We start from the raw sequence: 22,120 nt of genomic DNA on the forward strand, positions 1-22,120 counted from the left end.
AGGGTTAATGAAAACGTTGCTGCTTGGTTTAGTGGTGTTCGTGCGCCGCGCTCAGGTATACAACCGAAAGCGTGGTGAAAATAAAGGCCTGCAGCGTTACCACAAGAATGTGGAAGATGGCCCATGGCACGTCCAACAGCCAGATAGCCCAGAACGGCAGTAGGGCGATCAGGATAAAAATAACCTCACCGGCAAACATGTTGCCGAACAGACGCAGGCCAAGACCTAGCGGCTTCACAAGCAAACCAATCACTTCAAGCACCAAATTGAAGGGAATAAGTGCCCAGTGATTAAATGGTGTCAGTGAAAGCTCTTTCGCAAAGCCACCCGCTCCTTTTACTTTGATGCTGTAATAAATAATTAAGCAGAACACACCTAACGCCATACCTAAGGTGGCATTAGGATCAGTCGTCGGTACGATTTTCATGTACTCAACGCCGAGCTTATTGAACAGCACAGGGAAGTAATCAACGGGGATAATCTTCAACGTGTTCATGAGCAGAATCCACACGAACAGCGTCAACGCTAGAGGCGCAATAATAGGGTTGCGTCCATGGAAAGTAGCGCGAGTCAGGTTTTCAATGAACTCAACCACCATCTCTACAGCATTTTGCAAGCCGCCGGGCACACCCGTCGTGGCTAACTTGCCAGCTTTGCGGAAGAGCCAAATGAACAGCAAGCCCATGGCAATGGACCAACCCATGGTATCTAGATGGATAGCCCAAAAGCCCATTTCACGCGCTTCTTCGGCGGAATGTGCCAGCGACCAACCGTTCTCCGGGTGATTACCAAAGGTTAGGTTCTGCAAGTGGTGCTGGATATAGTAAGTCGACGAGACTTCGTTTCCTGCGGCCATAGACATGTCACCTCAATAAGTTGTGCGATTTCCTGGGCATTAGCCAAGGCGCTAGCCAATGCGTCAGAACAATCGCGACATAAGCACTAAAAAAGAAAGCGGGGTTTGAGGGGGGCGCTACAACAAACACCAGTGAAAAAAGTGCCACCGTCAAACCAAACTTGCCTGCTTCGGCGCGAAATAAATCCATCGCGCCAGATGTGCGACGCTTTACACGAAATACACCCATTCGATAGATAAAAAAAGCGTGTGGTAGTAATGCTACCAGCGCTCCTTTTAACACCGACAGCACATCAGCCGGAGGTGCTATCAAAAGGGCGAATAACATGCCCAAGAACGTAACGATAAGTTGCGCGAGTATCAGTCGAACAAAATATGTTTTTTGTCGCTGGGTTTCCAAACGTCGCATAATTCCCCAGCACGTTAGGTTGAAAAGTTTTACAACCTGTCACTTATCATCATTACGAGCGACCTGCACAAATCTTGCGCGATTATAGGGAAGCGCTATCACACCTTCAACCGATGTTGCACGGATTTCGCGCCTTTCAGCACTTACTTGCGACCAAAGGGCTAAAAATATGCGGTAACTTCGTAAGCCTGCTATTTAATGTGTGCCAAAATTCCGTCTAGCTCTTCAAGGCTGGTGTAGCGAATCGTTACTTTACCTTTTCCTTTTTGCCCATGGTCTATAGAGACGGGCGCACCTAGCAATTCCCCCAGATGTGTTTCAAGCCGTGAAACATCCGGTGTTTTAGTGGTACGTGGTGAAACTTGGGCAGGCGTGTTGTTAGATTGGACTTTTTTAACCAGCGCTTCGGTGTCACGGACGGTCAAATCGTTGTTGACCACTTCATGGGCAATTTGACGTTGCTGGGTAGTGTTAAGCGAAAGCAGGGCTCGCGCATGCCCCATATCTAAATCACCGCGTTCAAGCAACGTTTGTACTTCAGGATCTAACGCTAACAAGCGCAGTAAATTAGCGACCTGGGTGCGTGATTTACCAACTGCATCGGCAATTTGCTGCTGGGTAAGCTCAAACTCTTCCCCTAAGCGTTTTAGAGCAAGCGCTTCTTCGATTGCGTTTAAATTTTCGCGCTGAATGTTCTCAATCAGCGCGAGGGCTAAAGCTACTTCATCGCTAACATCGCGAATAACCGCTGGTATAACGTCTAATTCAGCCAACTGTGCAGCGCGCCAGCGCCGTTCACCTGCGATAATTTCATAGCGGTTTTCACCTACTGGGCGAACCACAATAGGCTGCATTACCCCTTGCGCACGGATGGAGTCGGCAAGCTCTTCTAGGGCTTCTGGCTGAATATCTCGGCGTGGCTGATATTTACCGCGAGTAAGCTGGCCAAGAGGTAAACGTTCTAGCCGTTCAGCCGCCGCTTCCGTTGTTGGCGCGGGCATCAGTGATGTGTCTGCACCATCAAGCGTTACACCACCAGTAAGATCTAAACTGTCACGACGACGGGCGCCCGCACCAATCAGGGCATCCAGGCCACGTCCTAGCGCGCGTTTACGCGTCATTCGCTTCCCCTCGTACTTTTTACGTTACAGCGATAGCCGCCGGATCATCTCTTTTGCAAGCACACGATAAGCCTGACTACCCCGCGAAAAACGTGCGTACTGGGTAACGGGCAAGCCATGGCTTGGTGCTTCAGCAACCTTCACATTGCGCGGAATGGTTGTTTTTAATAGGGCATCGCCAAAAAAGTCTCTCAGCTGTTTGTCGACTTCACGCGTCAAACTGGTGCGCTTATCGTACATAGTCCGCAGAATGCCAGAAACGGCTAAGTCAGGATTAATGCTTTGTTTGATCTGCTCAACGGTATCCAGCAATGCTGATAAACCTTCCAATGCATAAAATTCGCACTGCAATGGAATCAGCACACCATTAGCGGCCGTTAGCGCGTTGACGGTAAGCATATTCAGTGATGGTGGGCAGTCAATGAGGACAACATCATAGTCATCTGCGACGCTCTGTAGCGCTAACGACAAACGGCTTTGTCGCTGTTCACTATCAAGCAGTTCTACCTCTGCAGCCGTTAAGTCGCCATTGCTTGGTAGGACGTCATATTTCACTGGAAGTCCACGAACAATCGCATCGCTTGCGGTTGTTTCTCCCAGCAATACATCAAGTACACTTTTATCAAGAGCGTACTTGTCGATACCACTACCCATGCTGGCATGCCCTTGCGGGTCTAAATCTACCAGCAGGATCCGACGATCCAATGCCGCTAAACTAGCGGCAAGGTTAACGGCTGAAGTGGACTTGCCCACACCGCCTTTTTGGTTGGTCAGGGCAATGATCTGGCTCACTACTCAACTCCTTTTGGGGTCAGAATCAACAGCTGCCGCTCGGCCGTCTCAAAGGGTACGCGCAGAAGGTGACGTGCCTGAAGCTCAACATAGGCGGGCAACTCACGCAGCTCATCATCAGCGCCAGGGCCTTTCATGGCAAGCCATTGACCGTTAGTTGCCGGTAACCCTTGGGTCAGTGTGACAAAGTCTACCAAGCTGGCAAACGCTCGGGAAATCACCTGATCAAAGACCTGCTCACTAAACTGTTCAACACGTGCTTGGGTTGGCGTTACGTTGTTCAGCGATAGCTCCATGACGGCTTGGCGCTGAAAACGTACTTTTTTACCATTACTATCAAGCAACGTTACCTGGAGGTCAGGCTTTAAAATAGCCAGCACAAGTCCAGGCAAGCCTGGCCCGGCTCCGACATCTAACAACGTTGTGCCATGGATATACGGTGCAATTGCTGCGCTATCCAGTACATGGCGAGACACCATGTCTTCAACATTGCGCACTGCCGTGAGGTTATAAGCCCGGTTCCACTTGTGCAACAGTGCTAACAGTCCTAGTAGCTGTTCGCGTTGAACAGCGCTGATAGCAATTCCAAGTGCTGCCATCCCTTCATCTAAACGAGGTGCAACAGTATTTGGTAAGCTGTTGATTAACGGCGTTAATTGAGTCATCCGTTAACAACCTCGGTACTGCTTACAAGCCGACGTTTTTTTAGATGTATCAGCAAAATAGACACTGCTGCAGGGGTCACCCCTGAGATTCTAGCTGCTTGAGCTAACGTTTCAGGCCGCGTTTCGCTAAGTTTTTGACGGATCTCATTGGATAGTCCCTCAACCCGTTGATAATCCAGCTCAGCAGGCAGCGGGGTTGCTTCATGGCGTTTGAGCTTATCGATCTCGTCCTGCTGGCGATCAATATAGCCTTGGTATTTCGCTTGAATTTGTACCTGCTCGGCGACGGCATCGTCATTAACGTCATGGTTTTCCATGCCGGGCAGTGATGTGATATCAGCGTAAGTCAGCTCGGGACGCTTTAACAAATCGCTTAAGCAATATTCTCGTGGAAGTGGCCTGCCGGTTTTCTCGGCAATCTTCGCGGCAGCAGGTGTATTGGGCTGTACCCAAACGGTTGCTAAACGTGCAGTTTCACGCTCAATGGCATCGCGTTTTTGGCTAAACGCCGACCAGCGTTTGTCATCCACCAAACCCAGCTCACGACCTTTTTCAGTCAAACGCAAGTCAGCATTGTCTTCGCGTAGCAGGAGACGATATTCCGCACGCGAGGTAAACATCCGATAGGGTTCTTTGGTACCCATGGTAATCAGATCATCCACCAATACGCCGAGATAAGCTTCATCACGGCGGGGGTACCAAGCTTCTAGCTGCTTTGCGCGACGAGCGGCATTCAAACCGGCGAGAAGCCCCTGGGCACCGGCTTCTTCATAGCCGGTGGTCCCATTTATTTGTCCGGCAAAAAACAGGTTGTGGATAAATTTAGTTTCTAGCGAATGTTTTAAATCCCGCGGATCAAAAAAGTCGTACTCAATCGCGTAGCCAGGGCGAGTGATGTGCGCATTCTCAAGCCCTTTAATCGAGCGAACTACCTGTAGCTGAACGTCAAAAGGCAGTGACGTCGAAATTCCGTTGGGGTACAGCTCATGAGTATCGAGCCCTTCAGGTTCGATAAACACTTGGTGGCTCGACTTATCCGCAAAGCGGTGAACTTTGTCTTCAATCGATGGGCAGTAGCGCGGGCCAACGCCTTCGATGACACCAGAATACATAGGCGAACGATCTAAATTCGCCATGATGATTTCATGGGTTCGCTCATTGGTGTGTGCTATGTGGCAACTCACCTGATGAGGGTGCATCTCCCGTGAACCGAGGTATGACATAACTGGCGTTGGGGTATCACCTGGCTGTTCTTCCAACGATGTGAAGTCAACGGTTTTGGCATCAATACGCGGGGGCGTGCCGGTTTTTAACCGGTCAACGCGAAATGGCAGTGCACGTAGGCGTTCAGCTAAGGCATTGGAAGGGGGATCACCAGCGCGGCCACCGCGGCTTTGATCTAACCCAATGTGGATAACACCACCTAAAAACGTGCCTGTTGATAACACGACAGACTCTGCGTGGAAACGAATACCAGTTTCCGTAACGACACCACGCACGGTGTCGTTATCCACAATCAGATCGCCAGCAGCTTGCTGAAAAATCGTTAAATTCGGCTGATTTTCCAACATGCCACGAATAGCCGCTTTGTAGCGTATGCGGTCAGCTTGAGCACGCGTGGCACGAACCGCCGGACCTTTGCGTGCGTTGAGCACACGAAATTGGATGCCGCCTAAGTCCGTGGCTAGCCCCATTGCACCACCAAGTGCATCAATTTCTTTTACTAAGTGGCTTTTGCCAATCCCACCAATTGCCGGGTTGCACGACATCTGGCCGAGCGTTTCGAAATTGTGGGTTAGCAACAGGGTTTGACAACCCATACGAGCAGAGGCCAATGCGGCTTCGGTTCCCGCATGGCCACCGCCGATGACAATCACGTCAAAGCGGTCGGGATAGTTCAAGAGGCACCTCGTCTTGTGCCGTTTGGCACGGATGATGTTGGTCAGTGTGTGTTCACTGTTTGAGTAAGCCGGCCAGTATAAACCTCCTGTGGGTAACCGTCAGGTTTTTCCACATTCCAAATTAGGTCTTTGTCTATTATTAATAACAATATAAAAATATATAAGAGAAGTTCTATTGATGTTGTAACTACTAGTGTGGACAAAATCTGTTGATAACCATAATAAATCAATATTTTTCATGTAGTTAAACTGTTAGTTTTTACATGATTAAACGGCGAAGTACCTGAGTAGAAGCGGTGCTACTCCTGTGGATGAAAGCGTGACTTATGCACAAGCATGGCAAACAACGGGTTATCCACCGACTCATACCGAGTTTGTTACCGCACCTGTGAACAAGTGGAGTCAGTATCGTGAAAAGTGGCTATAACCGCTCATGGTAGGTGATGCAGCGTGATGTGGCGCAGCATGTAAAAAATAGTATCCACAGGCAAAAAAAATGGCCTGTCGTTGCGACAGGCCATTTAACGAAGTAAAAATTGGCTAAAAAATCAGTTTAACTCTGCTATTTAATGCTTCAACACACGAGCCAGGAAGGATTGTGTGCGCTCATGTTGAGGAGCATCGAACAGCTGTTCAGGTGATCCCTGTTCAGCAATTTCACCTTTATGGATAAAGATAACGCGGTCTGCTACTTCACGGGCAAACCCCATTTCATGGGTCACAATCACCATGGTCATGCCTTCTTTGGCAAGCTCGCGCATGGCATCCAATACTTCACCAATCATTTCAGGGTCAAGTGCTGAGGTAGGCTCGTCAAACAGCATAAGGCGGGGTTCCATGGCCAATGCACGCGCCAGCGCGACACGCTGCTGCTGCCCGCCAGAGAGCTGACTTGGGTATTTATCTGCTTGGTCGGCAATGCCCACACGTTCTAGCAGACGTTCAGCGCTCTCTTCAGCATCTTGGCGGCTCCATCCCCTAACTTTCATAGGCGCGAGGGTAACGTTGTCGCGCACGCTCAAGTGGGGAAAAAGATTGAACTGCTGAAACACCATGCCGACTTCAGTACGGATGGTTTGCAGCGCTTTACTGCTTTTACCATTGGGTAGTAATTGGTTGCCATCAACATCAAGCGAACCAGATTGAAACTCCTCTAAACCATTGATACAGCGGATGAGCGTTGATTTACCAGAGCCGCTGGCACCGATGATAACGACGACTTCACCAGGGACAATTTCAAGGTCAATATTATTGAGTACGTGCAGGCTGCCAAAATGCTTATTGAGCTGCTGCATACGCACAATGGGTGATTGGGTAGAGGTCATTGCACGTTCCTTATTGTCCTGCGAGGCCTCTGCGCTCAACTTGGCGCAGAATCAAAGAGAGGGTCCAAGTGATGGCAAGATACAGCAATGCCACCATGAAATAGACCTCTAGTGCGGTAAAGGTAGTCGCAATATAAATTTGTCCTTGGCGGACTAACTCACCGACCCCGATAACGGAAAATAGCGAGGTATCTTTGATACTGATAATGCCCTGATTACCTAGTGGCGGAATCATGCGGCGCAGAGCTTGGGGCCAAATCACATAGCGAAAAGCTTGGGTTCGAGATAGGCCTAATGAGAGCGATGCTTCTCGCTGGCCACGTTCAATAGACTGCACGCCACCTCGCACAATTTCAGAGATATAGGCTCCTGAATTTATGGCGATAGCGGCAATGCCGGCGACTAAGGCGTTGATTGGACTGCCCAGAAGCTGGGGTAGACCGTAAAAAATAAACAAAACCTGCACTAAAATAGGCGTGCCGCGAAAAACTTCGACATAAAAAATAGCTGGCCAACGCAGCCAACGTACTGGGCTAATACGCAATAAGCCAAAGAAAATGCCAATAAAGAAGCCAATGGCTAGGCCGCCAAACGATATCAGCAGTGTCCAAGGAATACCTGGTAATAGGTAAGGGATCGACCCAAACGCGGCCGACCAATCAAACTGAAAGTTAACGTCCACGCGTTATCTCCAGAAAAATAAACAACGGCACAGGGCCGGGAGGTTAGCCACCCGGCCCTGAAATGAAATTACTCATTGGCGGTAGTAATAGCGACCAGCGATGTTATTCAGCGCTGGGGGCTTCACCAAACCATTTTGTGTAGATTTCATCGTAGGTACCATCTTCACGCATGGCAGCAAGCGCTTCGTTGGTTGGCTCTACCCACTCGCTACCTTTATGGAACACGATACCGTACTGCTGACCTTCATATAGCGGGCCAACCACCTTGGTGCGGCCTTCGCCACGAGTTTGTGAGAAGTAGGCAACGTTAGGGGCGTCGTACAGTACCGCATCAACGTTACGCCCTAAGAGCGCCATGTACATATCGGCGGTGCCTGGATAGGGAGTAATATCAGCATCTTCGCCAAGTTCTTGTTGAAGGAAGTCGTAGCTAGTAGAGCCAATTTTGGTGGCAACGGTGAGACCCGCTAGGTCCTCAATCGAAGAGACATCTTCGTTGTCGGCACGCACGATAATTTGCAGACCTGAGTCATAGTAGGGGTCGGAGAAGTCGACCACTTGCGCACGCTCTTCCGTAATGGTGGTGCCAGCAATAGCGATTTCTTGACTGCCGGTTTGGACGGCAGGAATGATGCCAGAGAATTCCATGGTGGTAAGGTTAACGTCAAAGCCAGCACGCTCGGCGACGGCGTTGATGATATCCATATCGAAACCAATCATTTCGCCGGTTTCTGGATCCATCATTTCGAACGGCACAAAGCTTGGGTCGGTCGCCACATTGACAGAGGGTGTTTGTGCAAACGCGACAGTGGTAGTACCTAAGCCAAGCGCAAGGGCGGTAGCAATGACAGATTTTTTCAGTAGGTAGTTCATTCGTTTCCCCGTGTTTTATTTGGTTAGCAACGCGATTTAAAGAAGATTTTTTCTTATAAATTGCATCTGTAACCGTTATTGACCTTTTAACCTTGGCGAGAAACCACCAAGGCGTCAAGTCACGGGGTGGGGGTTGTTACCAACGTTGGTTAGACCATAAAGGAAGCCCCGCAGCCGCAGGTGGTTGTGGCGTTAGGGTTTTGGACACGAAAACGGGCACCTGCTAACCCTTCTTCATAGTCGATGGTAGAACCCACCAAATATTGGTAGGAGAGAGGATCGACCACAAGAATCGCCTCGCCAAATTCAATTAACGTGTCGTCTTCGGCCACGTTTTCAGCAAAATCAAACCCATACTGGAATCCTGAGCAGCCACCACCGGTGACATAAACGCGTAATTTCAGCGCAGGGTTTGCCTCTTCTGCTATTAATGCTTGGATCCGTTTCCGGGCACTATCGGACAGTAATAAAGGCGTTGGAACAAAAGCTTCTGCACCGCTCATGGGTACCTCCCGCGAGCTTTAAGAACGAAAAATCGGCATTGGAGTGTGATTATGGGTAATTCCCAGCAAAATGGTCAACTATTGTGTTGGAGTATCAAGTAAAGGACAGCTCACCGAGGTGGCTCTGGCAAATGCCCTCCTCTTTGAACTGTCTTCTACATGCTAGTGTTTTGTGTGGCTCAAGGCATCAACGCTGGGGCGTTGAGGCCCATATTTTCTTCAAAGCCAAACATGAGATTCAAGTTTTGAATCGCTTGCCCTGATGCTCCCTTAACTAAGTTATCAATGACTGAAAGTACGACCACGGTATTGCCATTGTCAGGACGGTGAACAGCGATACGGCAGGTATTGTTGCCTTTGACACTACGGGTTTCCGGGTGGCTGCCTGCAGGCATGACGTCAACAAACGGCTCGTTAGCATAGCGCTGTTCAAAAAGCGCCTGTAAATCGCCGGGCTCTTTCGTCAGCGTGCTATACAGCGTGGCATGAATACCACGAATCATTGGCGTTAAGTGGGGTACAAAGGTTAGACCGACAGCGTTAGGCTGCATATCACCTAATCCTTGGCGAATTTCAGGCAAGTGGCGATGGCCTGACGCGCCGTAAGCTTTCATCGATTCGCTGGCTTCGGCTAGCAGCGAGGCCACCTTGGCACCACGGCCTGCGCCGGTAACGCCTGATTTACAGTCAGCAATTAACTGGCCTGGGTCGATCAAACCAGCTTCTAAAAGCGGTAGATAGCCCAGTTGAACCGCTGTTGGGTAGCAGCCAGGCACAGCAATTAAACGGGCATTTTTGATCTGTTCCCGGTGCATTTCTGGCAGGCCATACACGGCTTCTTTCAGCAGTTCCGGCGCGCCGTGGGGTTGGTCGTACCAACGGCTCCACTCGTCGGCGTCGCGCAGCCTAAAATCAGCAGATAAGTCGATTACGCGAGTACCATTGTCGAGCAGTTCGCCTGCTAGTGCGTGGGCCACACCATGGGGGGTCGCAAAGAACACGGCGTCCATTGCACCCAATGCCTTGGCGTCTGGCTCACTAAACGTGAGTGCATCATAGTGGCCGCGCAAGTTAGGGTACATATCACATACCTTTACGCCTGCTTCTGAGCGAGAGGTAATCGCTTCAACACTTACTTGGGGATGCTGGGCGAGTAACCGTAACAGCTCAACGCCGGTATAGCCGGTTCCACCCACAATGCCAACCTTGATCACAAACGACTCCTTGCGCGCGTTGCGTGTTAAGACATAACAATAATTAACAGCCTAAAGAGATGGCAACAGGCTGTCGAACGGTATCTGGCTATGATACACAAGAGAGCAGATGCTTAAGAGCACTGCGCAGAAGAAGCTCGTTTAGGGTGATCCGTTCAGTGGTAAAGCAAAACACCGCTCAAAAAAACGAATAATCAGTGCAAGGATGAACGTTGTGGCACGTTTTTCGCGATCAGATTTTACGTTGGAGAGTTTTCGCCGCCAGCTGGCCAATGTGGATGCGTTGCCCCAGCTTTGTGTGCTGGGGTTAGTGTCTGGGGTGATCACGGGCGCGGTGATGGTAGCTTTTCGTTTGCTGCTAGAAGCGGGTGCTGCGCTTTACATGCCGGAAGGCAATCCCGAAGCGTTCGAAGGGCTTTCACCTTGGATACGCGCACTGCTGCCGGTCATCGCGGTGACTATCATTGGCACGTTCCTCTATCGCCAAAAAGCCGCGGCACGAAAATTAGGGGTTGGCCATGTGATCGAACGCCTCACTTATCACCAGGGGCGCTTTCCTTTGCGCAACTGGTTAAACCAATGGTGGGTGGGTGTTGTTTCTGTGCTGGGTGGTCTTTCTGCCGGTCGTGAAGGGCCTGCTATTCATTTGGGCGCGGCTGCATCCAGTGGATTGGGGCTTAAGCTTCGTTTACCCAATAACAGTTTGCGGGTGTTGGTCGCTTGCGGTACAGCAGCGGGTATATCAGCGTCGTTTAACACACCCATTGCAGGGGTTATCTTCGCTATGGAAGTAGTGATGATGGAGTACACCCTGATGAGCTTTATGCCGGTCATTCTCGCCTCTACCATGGGGGCATTAGTGGCTCAATTGGTCTATGGCAACGAACCAGCGTTTCGCATTCCTGAGGTTGCTCTAGGCTCTTTGATGAATGTGCCTTGGGTGGTGGTAATTGGTTTAGCGATTGGCCTATTAGCAGGTTTGTTTATTCATATCTCCCGCAATCAGTACTTGCAGCAATGGCCCCTGTGGCTAAGGTTAGCGGTCGTAGGCGTATCGACAGGCGCTGTAGCGTGGTGGTTTCCTGACGTACAAGGTATCGGTTACGACAGTGTAGCGGCCATGTTGAATAACCAGCTGACGATCAGTGTGTTGCTCGCACTGGTAATTGCTAAATTACTGATTACCGCTCTTACCGTAGCAGGTGGTGTGCCGATCGGCATTATTGGGCCTGTGTTAGTGATCGGTGCTGCCACTGGTACGTTAGGGGGAATGCTAGGCGGCTGGGTATGGCCAGATAAAGCGGCAGACCCGAGCATTTATGCCATGCTAGGTATGGCAGCAATGATGGGCGCTGTATTGCAAGCGCCCCTTGCCGCATTAATGGCATTGCTTGAACTAACTCACTCACCTCATATTATGCTGCCAGGTATGCTAGCCGTTGTGGTGGCCTGTTTAACATCAAGGCAACTTACCGGTTGTGAAGGCTTTTTTATCAGCTCGGTGCGTTATGGGCTGCACCCATTACAACAGCCTTTAATGCAGGCACTTTCGCGGGTATCGGTGCCAGCGGTCATGGAGCGCCATCTAGTTCGTACCGAGCGAATGATAACGCCCGATCAGGCTCGGCGTCTGTTGGAAACCAATCCTGTGTGGCTAGTGATTGAGCGTTCTAATGCAGAAAAACCGGTGCTGGCGCTAAAAGCCGCTGAGCTTGCGCGTTGGCTGCTAGAGCATGATGAAGCGCTGCAGGACGAAGCCCCTTCAGACGATGAACTCATCGATTTACTAGAAATTCCTGGGCAGCGACTTGAGATGGCACCTATCGGGCTACAGGCAACGCTATCTGAAGCGTTTCTAAAGCTTCAGAACAATGCGTTAGGCGCGCTTTATGTGGTGCACGGTTATCGGCCAAAGCAGCAGCGAATTTCAGGTATCATTACTCGAGACGCTATCGAGCGTTATTATCACTACGCTGACCCACGCGGTGCTGATCCCCGTGATGCTGATGCTCAGCAATAAGCCAAATGCCTAAGGAGAGACCATGTATTTATGGGTAAAAGCCATTCATCTAATGGCGGTTGTTACTTGGTTTGCTGCGCTGTTTTATTTACCACGGCTGTATGTTTATCACGCTATGGCGCGAGACAAAGGTGATGAACAAGCGATCACTTACTTTAAAACCATGGAACGTAAGCTGTACCGTGGGATTATGACGCCGTCGATGATCGTTGTGCTGATCTTTGGCGGTTGGATGCTTTATCTTGTACCGGCTTGGTTTAGCCAAGGCTGGATGCACGCTAAGCTGCTGCTTGTTGCTCTTTTGATTGCTTATCACCACGTATGCTTAATATATTTGAAGCAGTTTGATCACGCCCGCTGCACCAAAAGCCATGTGTTTTTCCGCTGGTTTAACGAAGCACCCGTGATTGCGTTAATCGCGATTATTATCCTGGCGGTGGTGAAGCCCTTTTGATGCGCCAACCTCTTCCTCCCGTTGTTTTAGTGTTAGCCGGTCACGACCCCACCGGCGGTGCTGGACTGGTCGCCGATAGTGAAGCAATCGCCGCCTGCGGTGGTTGGGCGGTGACAATTCCAACTGCACTAACCGTTCAAAATTGTCATAACGTAATACGCATTTTGCCTGCAGATCCAGCAGCCATGAGGCAAATGGCGGAAGCATTAAGCGATATGCACATTGCGGCTATTAAGCTGGGGCTGTTGGCAGATGAAGCGACGCTGCGTGCAGCGGAACAAATTATCCGCCGTTTTCCTGGTATTCCGGTGGTTGCAGATCCGGTATTAAAAGCGGGGGGCGGTACTATGTTATCCACACCCGCCTTACAGCAGCTTTATCGTGATCGTTTGTTACCACTTGTGGATATAGTAACGCCCAACCGGTTTGAACTTGCGGCGCTGACGCCTGATATAACCGATCCTTTTGATGATACGGCCCGAGCCGTTGAGCTGCTGGCGCAGGGTTGCCAAGGTGTATTAGTCACGGCCACCGACGACCCGCTGCCAGGTAATACGCAACAGGTGGTGCATACGCTGCACTCCCCTGACACTACGCGCCAATGGCAGTGGCCACGTTTGCCCGATGTTTTTCACGGGTCTGGCTGTACCTTAGCCTCAGCGCTTGCAGCCCGCTTGGCTGTTGGTGAGCGCTTACCAACCGCTTGTGAGCAAGCCCAGCACTTTACTTGGGAGAGTTTGTCTCACGGTTATCAGCCGCCTAGCGGCCAGTGTTTACCGAAACGCTTGCCACGCCCCGTACGCTTTTGATCTCATGGGCAGTAAGCCATTACTATTGAGGATGCCATGACCACATCTGCAGAACTGTTTGACCTCGCCAGTCGTCATATTCCGGGTGGCGTTAATTCCCCGGTGCGTGCTTTTAAAGGCCTCCATCGTCCGCCAGTTTTCATGGAGCGTGCCCAGGGTGCCTATTTGTTCGATGTGGAAGGCAACCGCTACGTTGACTATATCGGCTCCTGGGGGCCGATGATCACCGGCCACGCTGATCAAGATGTATTGGCCGCCGTGCGTGCACGGTTAGATAACGGCCTCTCCTTTGGTACGCCGACAGCGGTTGAAACCACCATGGCCGACCTGATCTGCAGCATGATTCCTTCCATGGAAATGGTACGCATGACCAGCTCGGGCACCGAAGCGACAATGTCGGCGATTCGCTTGGCGCGTGGAACAACAGGGCGCGACAAGATTGTTAAGTTTGAAGGTAACTACCATGGCCATTCGGACTCACTGCTTGTTAAAGCGGGTTCGGGGGCGCTCACCCATGGGGAGCCTAGCTCACCAGGCGTGCCTGCTTCACTTGCTGAGCACACCATTACACTTTCCTATAACGACCCTGACGGGGTAGAAGCCTGCTTCGCTGAGATTGGTGAGCAGATTGCCTGCATTATCGTGGAGCCGGTCGCGGGTAATATGAACTGTATTCCACCCCAGCCTGGTTTCTTAGAAACATTGCGCCGGGTGTGCAATGAATCTGGCAGCATTTTAATTTTTGATGAGGTGATGACCGGCTTCCGTGTTGCGTTAGGTGGAGCACAGGCACATTACGGCGTTACGCCCGACCTTACCTGCTTAGGTAAAATTGTCGGTGGCGGCATGCCGGTTGGGGCGTTCGGCGGTAAACGAGAGATTATGCAGAATATCTCGCCGTTGGGGCCGGTTTACCAAGCAGGTACGCTGTCTGGTAATCCCTTGGCCATGGCGGCTGGCGTTGCCCTGCTAACCAAACTGCAGGTACCGGGCTTCCACGATGCCCTGACCCAACGGGTGCAAACCCTGTGTACTGGCTTGCAAGAGCGAGCTAATGCAGCGCGCGTACCGATGATGACCCAGTCTGCCGGCGGAATGTTTGGAATTTTCTTCACCTCGCAATCCCGTGTGGATAACTTTGCTCAGGCGACCGCCTGTAATCCTGATGCTTTCCGTCGCTTCTTTGGTGCCATGTTAGACCACGGTGTTTATCTTGCACCTTCTGCCTATGAAGCGGGCTTTATGTCGAGTGCTCACACCCCAGAAGATATTCAGCTCACCTTAGACGCAGCCGAAAAAGCCTTTGCTGTTATGTAACGCTAGGTAACAAGCACGCCTACTGCCTGCTACACTTCAAGAGCCGCTCTAATTGAGCGGCTCTTGTGGTTAGTGAGGTAAACAACCCATGAAACGGCAGTCGGCTTGGCACTCTTCACGTTTTAACGGCGTATTGTTAACCGCCATTCTCACCCTTGGCCTACCATTAACAGGAATGGCCGCACAGGAGCAGGATATGACCCAGATCCACATCACCATGGGCGGCACACCCGGCGCAGAATTTTCAGCCCAGTGGCGTATCACCCACAACGATGAAACCATCGAGCACCCTGAAACCCGAGGCACCGTACCCGCTGAATTCACTTTCGAAGGCACTACGCTAGAAGGTACGGTAAAGCTACTTAGCGATGACGAGCGTTTAGAAGTAGATATCGTGAAAGGCAGTAACCGCTCACGCTCTTCGACCCAAGGCAAAGGCGGTACGCTAACGGTTGTGGTACGTTAATATTAATATAGAAACATAAAAAACCGCCCCTTCCGGGGCGGTTTGAGAGCATTGGCTAACCAAGGATTAGTACTGGATGGTAGAAGCCCAGTTACCAGTACCGCTTTGGGTCACACTTGCAGAACTTCCTACTGTGCCTACTTGGGTTACTGTCGAGATGTTAGCACCTCCAAAAAGACCAAAACCACGTGCTTGTGTAACAGTTGCTTCATGGTCATTGTTTGACTGAAGAATATACGATTCATTTGAACCAAACAGTCCTGTCTGAGTGACATTTGCGATGTTATCATCGCCAAATTGGCTTATATAAGAGTTTGAACCTCCACTAACCTGTAATAACGTAGCAGAGTTGTCATTACCCTCTTGCTGGATGTCTGAATCACTGAAAGCACCAACTTGTGTTACAACTGCATCGTTGCCACTGCCATCTTGACCTAATTCAGAGAAGTTATCGAAACCTCCTTGAAATACGTCAGCAGTATTGCCATCTGGGCCAATACGACGTTGGCGCATATAGGATGTGTTATTGAAACCTAGATCAAGATATGTTGCTTGGTTTAGCCCTCTGTTTTGCGCGATAGCACTTTCACCATTTCCACCTAACTGTGTAGCAGAGGCGTTGTTAGCATCCCCGGTTTGGCGAATAACACTATCTTGTGAAAAGCCTGCTTGAACGGATGATGCAACGTTATCTGAAGAGCCGTGCTGAATTACTGAGCGATTATTGATACCAGTTTGGTCAATAAAGGCACTATTATTTTGGTTTCCACCTTGTTCAACTCTGCCTTGGTTATTTGTACCGTTTTGGAATACTTCTGCAAGGCCAGAATCTAAATCTTGGGAAACATATGAAACGTTATTTGTACCGAATTGATCAACATATGCTTCATTAGGGCCGCCTGAACCGGAAGCTTTTACTTGAATAACGTCTGACTGGTTACCAACCCCACCGCCTTGCTGAACACTTGCTTCGTTAGCATTGCTACCTGATCCTGTCTGATCAATATCAGATACATTTTGGCTAGTATCAGAGGTTGGACCAAGAAGGTTTAAAGCATTAAGAATATTGCTGCCACTGGGCACCGCAGGTTGAACATTATCCCAAGCATCATTGTCAATGTTGGTATTAGGGTTATCAACCCCCCAAGAAACACTGTTATCAAGAGGTAGTTGCTGTGCAAAAGCCATACCGCTCATTGTGATGGTTACAGCAGCGGCTAGAGCAGTCATTTGAGTCTTCATTTTGTTTCCCCTTTTTTTCGACCATCTTGCTTTTGGTTGTCTATTGAGCTGCAGATGGCGGCTCAATAGGTATCGATAGTGACTGGACGTGCACTGCCCGAATTATTTTGTTGCTGGACACTAATGCCGCGTAAGCCACTGCCCGATTGTGAAATCGTAATATCGCCGCTAAAACCCGTTTGATATATATCTGCTCTTAGTGAAAACGTATTGCCTTGCTGACTAATATTGGCAGAATGATTATTACCGACTTGCCATATAACGCCGATATTATTGCCATTACTTTGTACTATCTCAGCATGATTGTTATTACCACGCTGATGAATATGAGAAAAATTAGCGAATTGATAACTAGCTGAACGTGATTGAGTAACACTGGCTTTATTACTGTTACCCTGTTGCTCAATCACACTAATATTGCCTTGTAAAAATGAGGTGTCTATCTCACTTACATACTGAGCAACTCTTGAGTTATCTGCTTGAGCAATCATATTCATTCCCAGCAAGCCAATCGTTAAAAGCAAAGCTATGCAGCTTTTATGATTTGCATTGCTCTTAGTCAGGCTTGAAGGTTTCATTTCTTACCCCTTTTGAAACTTTTTGTATCTTTATGTTTCGTATATTTAGTTTGGACTATTTGAAGAAAGTCGCCATAAGAAGTTTTATTGTTGCTGCGACTAAATTTTTGGTTTTTCTATTAAATTACTAGCTAATAAATTCACACCCCATTGATTAGATAAATCATTACGATAAAATTACATGGGTAAACGACGAAAATTAAAAAAATGGCCACTCTATGAGTGGCCATTAAAACGTTTATATTTTATGTGGTGTTCCCTTGATTTAATTATGCCATGCCTACAGCATGGGTATGGGGGCGTTAAGGTATTCGTCTAAGATAGATTCTTGTAGGCTGGCCCCTGGCGCTAGATTCCATAGCCGGTTTTCTATACCTCTAGCAATAAGATGGATGACCGCAGACTCAATCGCCGACATAACCGCTAGCTGCACAGGCTCATTGGTAGTAATACCTGCCTCGGCTTCTAATAATCGGCTAAAGTCGATAAAGCGATAAACCCCAGCTCTTAGCTCTTTGGAGTAGATCGTTTTGGTGGTCGTGACGTTGGCCAATATTTCGCCGGTTGATATTTCGACGGCACGTAAATTAACCGTCACCTGATCCACTTGGTACTGGCCTGATGCACCTATGCCGAAATATTCCGCACCGGCGCCTCCGGTTCGTATGTTGGATTCGTAGGCAATAATGCCCCCTTCAAGCATTACCGAGGCTGCCCTTAACGATGGTAACGTATCAGGCTGACCAAACCGCTCGAATTCTGCGCGAATAATACGACGTTCGGTTAATAAGTTCTGTAACCCAACCCGTTCTAGGGGAATAAACCAGCCAGAGTCTGAGAGGGCGCCGGTAAGCATTGCCGCTGCCCCTTGGGTCACCGCTGTAGAGAAGGTACTTGCAGGGGCTGGCCGGTATTGACCTGTTTGGTCGCGGAAGTCATATACGGAAACAAAAATCTTACCCGCTGGCGGCGGTAGCGCAACAAGATCCTGATAGGTTGAGCCTCGTGGTGTTAAGGTTGCTTCAGCACCTTCTAAATTTTCTGATGTGGCTACCACCCCTGCGCAGCCGCTCAGCAAGCTGACAATGATAAGTGAGGCAATGATTTTCATAGTGATCCCCTGATGAAGCAGTTAGCGTTAAGCTTTATTCTCAGTTGTTGGCTAGTTATTCTGCTTTTTTGTTAAGGATTAAATAAACCACCAACGCTTATTTCAGTGACATCACCCGTTACCTTATCAACTACTCTAACCACTAGTTGGCCACTGTTATCGCTCACCACAACGCCAAACTCATCACTATCGAAACTACCTTCGCTAACTTCACCGCGGCTAACATCAGAGATAAGCTGTGATATCAAGCGGCTTTCTAAACTTTGTAGCAGTCGATCTGTGGAAGATAGTGATTGCACGCTGCGAGTATTTGGGTCTTTATTAGTATCTTGTGCTTGAGCTTTACCTAATAAATAACTACCGGCAAATGGATCACCACCAAAAGAGGGATTAATCGGTTGGTAAATTAATTCTCCCGAGTATGCATTTGTTCCTATGCCCATTACTGCTATTAACGTAGCGCAGCGAATTTTTACGCGAATGTTCATTAGAATAACTCCTCTTTTCCCAGGTCTTTATCTGATATAAGGGCAGATGCCAGCTGCTGCTGGAGAAGTGCCTCTTCCACAACTTGTACAGCTTCTCCGGCTATGCGGTCAGCTTCGCTAATCCTGGGAGAGAGCTGTGTCCTAAAGTACATGCGGTTGCCTTCCATAATGGCAACCTGACTACCCCAACGTGCATCGGGGCGCTCCTGAATGGTAATGGTGGCGTTGCCTATTAGTAGGCTATCCATGGCTCGTTGGCTGAAAGCACGATAGAAGGTCTTGCCAGCCATGGTTACCGTACGGTCCACCATGACGCCAGTGAGTTCACTACTGCCGCTTTGTCGGGATTGGATTTCTGGGCCATCGGGGCTTGATAGCTGATTAATTGCATCTACTTCTTCTTGTTCGCTGGCGGGTAAAGAACTAGGCTCGTTAGCTAAGACGCTTGTTAGCAGCGCGAAATAGACGACAAACGTAAGTAATACAGAGCGAGGTAATTGATAAAGTAGATACATGGCGATAGGGTCCTTTTGAAAGCTACCGATGGCGTTGTAAACTACGTGCGGTTTCTATGTTAGGTAGAATGGGACCAAGGTTTTGATGAATCCAATTAAGTGCTTGAATGCGGTTGTGTACATTAATTTTACGGAAAATGTTATATAGATGAGATTTGACGGTGTGTTCGCTTAAAAACAGTTTTTCGGCAATTTGTTGATTAGATGAGCCGGCGCTTAATAAAGAGATAATTTCCATTTCTCGGTTCGTTAAGCCACATGCAGGTCTGAAAGCATTACTTTGGTACTTACGGTAGAAAAGTATTAACCTTGCCATCAGTTCACGAGACATCCACAGTTCATTATCTAATAAGGCGTGAATGCCTTTGCAAAATACCTCTAAGCTTTCGTTACGGTAAAAAATCCCTTTTAGTTGAGCGCAAGAAAGTGATTCTAACGCGTGATCCATATCGCGAATATTGAAGGCCGCTAGCGGTGCTTTTGCCAGTGCGTCAGGAAGCTTTTCCTGCCAGTTTGGTAATATATCGGCATCAATGTGGTCGCTGTCTATAAGAATAAGTAACTTGCCAGCGATTGTTGGTGGTAATACGGCATCAGGCGTGTAGGTATTAATTTTGCAGCCCGTCTGCGTTTGTAAATAGTCTACAAATAGCTGCAATTGTGGACTATTTTCAGTAATGATATACACCAGACCTGTGGTTTTTTCCTGCGGCATTGGTTAGTCCTCATGGAAAGAAAGCGTGAATAAGTCTGCCTTTGATTGTTGCCTATGAGATACATTTCGTAAAGTTATGTTACTATAAAACTAGTAAAATAAATTTGAATATCGTTATTCATTTTTTATATAAACATGCAATTAATTGATTAATAAATATTTTATTTACTAAATTAGTATTTTGAGATTCATTCGCTCGATTACCTTTGGTAACATTTTCTGGAATTTATACCCTCCACTTTTCCTGCGTAAACTGATGCTTTTTTATTTGGAGACATACGGATGTCATCTATTAAGACGCTGGTTTTAGCCAGCAATAATGTTGGGAAGTTAAATGAATTCAATCAGTTGCTTACTCCCTTGGGGTTAGATGTTCGCCCACAATCTGAATTTGGTGTGCAAGAGGTTGATGAAACGGGGCTTACATTTGTAGAAAACGCATTACTGAAAGCTCGTGAAGCAAGTAATGTGAGTGGATTGCCTGCATTAGCAGATGACTCTGGCCTTGAAGTAGACGCACTCAATGGTGCGCCAGGTATCTACTCAGCACGCTATGCTGGAGAACCTAAAAGTGATGAGCAAAATAATGAAAAGTTATTAACGTCGCTTAGCCCCTATGCTGAAGGTCAACGTAGCGGGCGTTATTGGTGTGTATTAGTCTATTTACGCCATCCAGAAGATCCTGTGCCTGTTATTGTGCAACGCAGTTGGGAAGGTGAAATTCTGGCACATCCTCGCGGTAACGGTGGTTTTGGTTATGACCCCCTTTTTTGGCTACCGGATCAAGGAATGAGTGTTGCCGAGTTGCCCAGTGAAACTAAAAACCGGCTTAGTCATCGCGGACGGGCATTACAAGGCTTGGTAGAACTGTTGAAGGTGGCACATGGCTGAGCTATTGCCACCCTTATCTCTTTACATACATACACCATGGTGTGTGCGTAAGTGCCCTTACTGTGATTTTAACTCCCATGAGCCAAGCACTGAGGAGCTGCCTGAAGCCGCTTATCTCAACGCTCTGCTCAATGATCTAGATGGTGATTTATCGTTAGCGGATGAAAGAGAGATTCAAACCATATTTATTGGTGGGGGTACACCAAGTCTCTTATCACCAGCTTTTTATGATCAATTATTCAAAGAGATACGCCTTCGGCTGCCTTTCTCTTCTACTATAGAAATTACCCTAGAAGCCAATCCTGGCACGACCGAGCAGCAGCGGTTTATTGGTTATCGAGAAGCTGGCATTAATCGTCTGTCTTTAGGAGTTCAGAGTTTTCGCCCTGAACAGCTTAGCGCGTTGGGGCGTATTCATAGTGGCCAAGAAGCTGTGAATGCTGTTCGCCAGGCCCGTGAAGCTGGGTTTGATAATCTCAATATTGATTTGATGCATGGGTTACCCAAGCAAACCCCGGCTCAAGCGATGGAGGATATTAATCAAGCATTGGATCTGGGACCAGAGCACCTTTCCTGGTATCAGTTAACGCTTGAACCTAATACGGCATTTTTCTCTCAGCCGCCTGTGTTACCAGAAGAAGAGGCACTCTGGGACATTCAAGAAGCTGGGCATCAACGCCTTGAGCAAGCTGGCTTACGACGCTATGAAATTTCCGCCTACGCGCGAGTAGAGCAACAAAGTCGGCACAATATTAATTATTGGCAGTTTGGCGATTACTTGGGTATTGGGGCGGGGGCTCATGGAAAGCTGACGACGGTTGACAGTCAGGGGCAGCGGCATATCGAAAGGCGCTGGAAAACACGTCAGCCAGAGGCTTATTTACGTCGTTCAAATGATCCGCGTGGCTTTGTGGCTGGCAAGCAGCCTATAGCAACGCAGGAACTGCCCCTTGAATTTTCGATGAATGCGCTACGTTTAATCGATGGCGTCTCCATGGATGTCTGGACGGCTTACACAGGGCAGCCCCCAGCCGTGTTACTTGCACGGTTACACAGCGCCTATGAAAAAGGACTTTTAATGGAAATGCCCGAAAAGCTGCGTGCATCGCCTCAAGGTCTATTATTCTTGAATGAATTGCTGACATTAATAAGCGATGAGTGATCAGCGATAT

Annotated in this window: 24 protein-coding genes; 7 read left to right on the top strand and 17 right to left on the bottom strand. The window is 48.7% G+C overall.

The features are described from left to right. Window positions 1-28 precede the first annotated feature (28 nt). The 11 genes from atpB to argC form a co-directional block, all read right to left on the bottom strand. Window positions 29-856, bottom strand: coding sequence for a F0F1 ATP synthase subunit A (gene atpB, locus K1Y77_RS16890; protein WP_009723319.1), 828 nt, complete (start codon window positions 854-856; stop codon window positions 29-31). 7 nt (window positions 857-863) lie between these two features. After that, a complete protein-coding gene (locus K1Y77_RS16895) occupies window positions 864-1,265 on the bottom strand; it encodes an ATP synthase subunit I (RefSeq protein WP_030071604.1) in 402 nt (133 codons plus the stop codon). A 191-nt stretch (window positions 1,266-1,456) separates the two neighbouring features. Then, a complete protein-coding gene (locus K1Y77_RS16900) occupies window positions 1,457-2,386 on the bottom strand; it encodes a ParB/RepB/Spo0J family partition protein (RefSeq protein ID WP_264429678.1) in 930 nt (309 codons plus the stop codon). 24 nt (window positions 2,387-2,410) lie between these two features. Beyond that, window positions 2,411-3,178 (bottom strand): ParA family protein, encoded by a 768-nt coding sequence (locus tag K1Y77_RS16905; RefSeq protein ID WP_030071608.1) that lies wholly within the window; start codon window positions 3,176-3,178, stop codon window positions 2,411-2,413. After that, window positions 3,178-3,843, bottom strand: coding sequence for a 16S rRNA (guanine(527)-N(7))-methyltransferase RsmG (gene rsmG / locus K1Y77_RS16910; RefSeq protein WP_264429679.1), 666 nt, complete (start codon window positions 3,841-3,843; stop codon window positions 3,178-3,180). The genes K1Y77_RS16905 and rsmG overlap by 1 nt, the downstream gene beginning before the upstream one ends. Next, entirely contained in the window at window positions 3,840-5,744 is a 1,905-nt protein-coding gene (gene mnmG / locus K1Y77_RS16915; protein ID WP_030071612.1) for a tRNA uridine-5-carboxymethylaminomethyl(34) synthesis enzyme MnmG, read from the bottom strand. Before mnmG ends, rsmG begins: the two co-directional genes overlap by 4 nt. 566 nt (window positions 5,745-6,310) lie before the next feature. Continuing rightward, window positions 6,311-7,069, bottom strand: a complete 759-nt coding sequence (locus K1Y77_RS16920; RefSeq protein WP_318784692.1) for an amino acid ABC transporter ATP-binding protein — start codon at window positions 7,067-7,069, stop codon at window positions 6,311-6,313. Between the two features lie 10 nt (window positions 7,070-7,079). Beyond that, a complete protein-coding gene (locus K1Y77_RS16925) occupies window positions 7,080-7,751 on the bottom strand; it encodes an amino acid ABC transporter permease (RefSeq protein ID WP_264019072.1) in 672 nt (223 codons plus the stop codon). A 103-nt stretch (window positions 7,752-7,854) separates the two neighbouring features. Beyond that, on the bottom strand, window positions 7,855-8,625 hold the full coding sequence (locus K1Y77_RS16930; protein WP_264019071.1) for a transporter substrate-binding domain-containing protein: 771 nt from the start codon (window positions 8,623-8,625) through the stop codon (window positions 7,855-7,857). Window positions 8,626-8,774: 149 nt separating this feature from the next. Further along, window positions 8,775-9,128, bottom strand: a complete 354-nt coding sequence (gene erpA / locus K1Y77_RS16935) for an iron-sulfur cluster insertion protein ErpA (RefSeq protein ID WP_030071618.1) — start codon at window positions 9,126-9,128, stop codon at window positions 8,775-8,777. Window positions 9,129-9,307: 179 nt separating this feature from the next. Then, window positions 9,308-10,342: an N-acetyl-gamma-glutamyl-phosphate reductase gene (gene argC / locus K1Y77_RS16940; protein WP_264019070.1), complete on the bottom strand. Its 1,035-nt coding sequence runs from the start codon at window positions 10,340-10,342 to the stop codon at window positions 9,308-9,310. Between the two features lie 214 nt (window positions 10,343-10,556). On the opposite strand from argC, the gene K1Y77_RS16945 reads away from it, so the two are divergent. The 5 genes from K1Y77_RS16945 to K1Y77_RS16965 all read left to right on the top strand — a co-directional run bounded on the left by K1Y77_RS16945 (window position 10,557) and on the right by K1Y77_RS16965 (window position 15,408). Then, on the top strand, window positions 10,557-12,362 hold the full coding sequence (locus tag K1Y77_RS16945; protein WP_030071622.1) for a chloride channel protein: 1,806 nt from the start codon (window positions 10,557-10,559) through the stop codon (window positions 12,360-12,362). A 22-nt stretch (window positions 12,363-12,384) separates the two neighbouring features. Beyond that, entirely contained in the window at window positions 12,385-12,816 is a 432-nt protein-coding gene (gene hemJ, locus K1Y77_RS16950) for a protoporphyrinogen oxidase HemJ (protein ID WP_030071624.1), read from the top strand. Further along, window positions 12,816-13,625, top strand: coding sequence for a bifunctional hydroxymethylpyrimidine kinase/phosphomethylpyrimidine kinase (gene thiD / locus K1Y77_RS16955; protein ID WP_030071626.1), 810 nt, complete (start codon window positions 12,816-12,818; stop codon window positions 13,623-13,625). Before hemJ ends, thiD begins: the two co-directional genes overlap by 1 nt. A gap of 36 nt (window positions 13,626-13,661) precedes the next feature. Continuing rightward, window positions 13,662-14,942 carry a glutamate-1-semialdehyde 2,1-aminomutase gene (gene hemL, locus K1Y77_RS16960; RefSeq protein WP_030071629.1) on the top strand — a complete coding sequence of 427 codons (1,281 nt, stop codon included), beginning with the start codon at window positions 13,662-13,664 and terminating at the stop codon, window positions 14,940-14,942. 88 nt (window positions 14,943-15,030) lie between these two features. Next, the gene (locus K1Y77_RS16965) at window positions 15,031-15,408 is read left to right on the top strand and encodes a hypothetical protein (protein WP_030071631.1); all 378 of its coding nucleotides are present in this window, start codon (window positions 15,031-15,033) and stop codon (window positions 15,406-15,408) included. A gap of 66 nt (window positions 15,409-15,474) precedes the next feature. Here K1Y77_RS16965 and K1Y77_RS16970 read toward each other — a convergent pair whose 3' ends face one another. The 6 genes from K1Y77_RS16970 to K1Y77_RS16995 form a co-directional block, all read right to left on the bottom strand. Beyond that, a complete protein-coding gene (locus tag K1Y77_RS16970) occupies window positions 15,475-16,650 on the bottom strand; it encodes a hypothetical protein (RefSeq protein WP_264429680.1) in 1,176 nt (391 codons plus the stop codon). A 62-nt stretch (window positions 16,651-16,712) separates the two neighbouring features. Continuing rightward, window positions 16,713-17,228, bottom strand: coding sequence for a hypothetical protein (locus tag K1Y77_RS16975; RefSeq protein ID WP_264429681.1), 516 nt, complete (start codon window positions 17,226-17,228; stop codon window positions 16,713-16,715). Window positions 17,229-17,508: 280 nt separating this feature from the next. Continuing rightward, window positions 17,509-18,339 (bottom strand): CsgG/HfaB family protein, encoded by an 831-nt coding sequence (locus K1Y77_RS16980; protein WP_030071637.1) that lies wholly within the window; start codon window positions 18,337-18,339, stop codon window positions 17,509-17,511. Window positions 18,340-18,410: 71 nt separating this feature from the next. Continuing rightward, complete coding sequence (locus tag K1Y77_RS16985) at window positions 18,411-18,827, bottom strand: curli assembly protein CsgF (RefSeq protein WP_030071638.1); 417 nt, start codon at window positions 18,825-18,827, stop codon at window positions 18,411-18,413. Further along, complete coding sequence (locus tag K1Y77_RS16990; protein ID WP_030071641.1) at window positions 18,827-19,342, bottom strand: CsgE family curli-type amyloid fiber assembly protein; 516 nt, start codon at window positions 19,340-19,342, stop codon at window positions 18,827-18,829. The genes K1Y77_RS16985 and K1Y77_RS16990 overlap by 1 nt, the downstream gene beginning before the upstream one ends. Before the next feature lie 22 nt (window positions 19,343-19,364). Then, a complete protein-coding gene (locus K1Y77_RS16995; RefSeq protein ID WP_264429683.1) occupies window positions 19,365-20,057 on the bottom strand; it encodes a response regulator transcription factor in 693 nt (230 codons plus the stop codon). A gap of 282 nt (window positions 20,058-20,339) precedes the next feature. Between K1Y77_RS16995 and rdgB the strand changes: the two genes are divergently transcribed. Both rdgB and hemW read left to right on the top strand, forming a co-directional pair. Continuing rightward, window positions 20,340-20,948 (top strand): RdgB/HAM1 family non-canonical purine NTP pyrophosphatase, encoded by a 609-nt coding sequence (gene rdgB / locus K1Y77_RS17000; RefSeq protein WP_264429685.1) that lies wholly within the window; start codon window positions 20,340-20,342, stop codon window positions 20,946-20,948. Continuing rightward, window positions 20,941-22,110, top strand: a complete 1,170-nt coding sequence (gene hemW / locus K1Y77_RS17005) for a radical SAM family heme chaperone HemW (protein ID WP_264429687.1) — start codon at window positions 20,941-20,943, stop codon at window positions 22,108-22,110. The genes rdgB and hemW overlap by 8 nt, the downstream gene beginning before the upstream one ends. The last annotated feature ends 10 nt before the right edge of the window (window positions 22,111-22,120 follow it).

Origin of the sequence: Halomonas qaidamensis, assembly GCF_025917315.1 — a bacterium.
In the GTDB taxonomy this organism is placed as follows: Bacteria; Pseudomonadota; Gammaproteobacteria; order Pseudomonadales; family Halomonadaceae; genus Vreelandella; species Vreelandella qaidamensis.

Excerpts from the sequence above, each read along its gene's own strand:
- atpB (WP_009723319.1), bottom strand. The coding sequence starts at position 856 with ATGGCCGCAGGAAACGAAGTCTCGTCGACTTACTATATCCAGCACCAC.
- K1Y77_RS16895 (WP_030071604.1), bottom strand. The coding sequence starts at position 1,265 with ATGCGACGTTTGGAAACCCAGCGACAAAAAACATATTTTGTTCGACTG.
- K1Y77_RS16900 (WP_264429678.1), bottom strand. The coding sequence starts at position 2,386 with ATGACGCGTAAACGCGCGCTAGGACGTGGCCTGGATGCCCTGATTGGT.
- rsmG (WP_264429679.1), bottom strand. The coding sequence starts at position 3,843 with ATGACTCAATTAACGCCGTTAATCAACAGCTTACCAAATACTGTTGCA.
- K1Y77_RS16920 (WP_318784692.1), bottom strand. The coding sequence starts at position 7,069 with ATGACCTCTACCCAATCACCCATTGTGCGTATGCAGCAGCTCAATAAG.
- K1Y77_RS16930 (WP_264019071.1), bottom strand. The coding sequence starts at position 8,625 with ATGAACTACCTACTGAAAAAATCTGTCATTGCTACCGCCCTTGCGCTT.
- erpA (WP_030071618.1), bottom strand. The coding sequence starts at position 9,128 with ATGAGCGGTGCAGAAGCTTTTGTTCCAACGCCTTTATTACTGTCCGAT.
- hemJ (WP_030071624.1), top strand. The coding sequence starts at position 12,385 with ATGTATTTATGGGTAAAAGCCATTCATCTAATGGCGGTTGTTACTTGG.
- thiD (WP_030071626.1), top strand. The coding sequence starts at position 12,816 with ATGCGCCAACCTCTTCCTCCCGTTGTTTTAGTGTTAGCCGGTCACGAC.
- hemL (WP_030071629.1), top strand. The coding sequence starts at position 13,662 with ATGACCACATCTGCAGAACTGTTTGACCTCGCCAGTCGTCATATTCCG.
- K1Y77_RS16965 (WP_030071631.1), top strand. The coding sequence starts at position 15,031 with ATGAAACGGCAGTCGGCTTGGCACTCTTCACGTTTTAACGGCGTATTG.
- K1Y77_RS16970 (WP_264429680.1), bottom strand. The coding sequence starts at position 16,650 with ATGAAGACTCAAATGACTGCTCTAGCCGCTGCTGTAACCATCACAATG.
- K1Y77_RS16975 (WP_264429681.1), bottom strand. The coding sequence starts at position 17,228 with ATGAAACCTTCAAGCCTGACTAAGAGCAATGCAAATCATAAAAGCTGC.
- K1Y77_RS16980 (WP_030071637.1), bottom strand. The coding sequence starts at position 18,339 with ATGAAAATCATTGCCTCACTTATCATTGTCAGCTTGCTGAGCGGCTGC.
- K1Y77_RS16985 (WP_030071638.1), bottom strand. The coding sequence starts at position 18,827 with ATGAACATTCGCGTAAAAATTCGCTGCGCTACGTTAATAGCAGTAATG.
- K1Y77_RS16990 (WP_030071641.1), bottom strand. The coding sequence starts at position 19,342 with ATGTATCTACTTTATCAATTACCTCGCTCTGTATTACTTACGTTTGTC.
- K1Y77_RS16995 (WP_264429683.1), bottom strand. The coding sequence starts at position 20,057 with ATGCCGCAGGAAAAAACCACAGGTCTGGTGTATATCATTACTGAAAAT.
- rdgB (WP_264429685.1), top strand. The coding sequence starts at position 20,340 with ATGTCATCTATTAAGACGCTGGTTTTAGCCAGCAATAATGTTGGGAAG.
- hemW (WP_264429687.1), top strand. The coding sequence starts at position 20,941 with ATGGCTGAGCTATTGCCACCCTTATCTCTTTACATACATACACCATGG.